This window comes from Paraburkholderia sp. SIMBA_030 (genome assembly GCF_046535245.1).
GTDB lineage: Bacteria > Pseudomonadota > Gammaproteobacteria > Burkholderiales > Burkholderiaceae > Paraburkholderia.
Window position 1 is genome coordinate 1 of record NZ_JAWRXB010001508.1, and the last position, 240, is coordinate 240.

1 pseudogene is annotated in these 240 nt (G+C 63.3%); it reads right to left on the bottom strand.

What is annotated here, in order from left to right:
* Positions 1-240, bottom strand: a pseudogene (locus SB772_RS45070) (pyrroloquinoline quinone biosynthesis protein C); the annotation flags it as partial.

Below are 240 nucleotides of genomic sequence, written 5' to 3' on the forward strand. Positions count from 1 at the left end.
CACTGCCGGGCACGCCGTCATGGTCGAGAATCCGTTGCAACCACTCACGGCGCACGTCGCGGTCCGGGCAGTTGGCGAGGATCGCGGCATCCTTGAGCGGAATGTTCACCTGGTAATAGAAGCGATTGGCGACCCAGCCCTGAATCTGCTCGCGGCTCGCGCGGCCGGCGTACATGGCTTGGTGAAACGGGTGATGGATGTGGTAGTAGGCGCCTTTGGCGCGCAGGGCGGCTTCGAATT